This window comes from Sulfitobacter sp. HI0129 (genome assembly GCF_001635395.1).
GTDB lineage: Bacteria > Pseudomonadota > Alphaproteobacteria > Rhodobacterales > Rhodobacteraceae > Sulfitobacter.
In genome coordinates this window covers 1-361 of sequence record NZ_LWGH01001084.1, presented here as the reverse complement: position 1 = coordinate 361, position 361 = coordinate 1, and the positions used below count along the sequence as shown (strand labels likewise).

Here is a 361-nt window from a genome sequence, read left to right as displayed (position 1 = left end):
ACCCGCCGTCCTTCTGCTCAAGGTGAACAGTGGCTTTGGTTTCGATGCTGTCGGCAACGAGGTCTTCGCCTTCGAGGATCATCGACAGCGCCATGGAAAAGCAGGACGCATGGGCAGCGCCGATCAGTTCCTCGGGGTTGGTGCCGGACTTGCCTTCAAAGCGGGTCTGGAACCCGTAGGGCTGATCGTTCAGCACGCCGGTCTGGGTAGAGACGTGGCCCTTGCCCTCCTTGAGGTTGCCTGTCCACTTGGCGGAACCGTGTTTCTTGATGCTCATAGTGTAAACCTTTCGTTTCAGTTGGGGGTTGGCGTCACAACGTCTGAAACCTCTTGACGTTCCAATATATCGTGCGCGATTTAA

Annotated in this window: 1 protein-coding gene; it reads right to left on the bottom strand. The window is 56.2% G+C overall.

Annotated features, from left to right (window positions below; translation table 11 throughout):
• Positions 1-277 (bottom strand): OsmC family peroxiredoxin (locus tag A3764_RS22765; RefSeq protein WP_150122423.1); only part of this gene is annotated, 277 nt, incomplete at its 3' end.
• Positions 278-361: the final 84 nt, after the last annotated feature.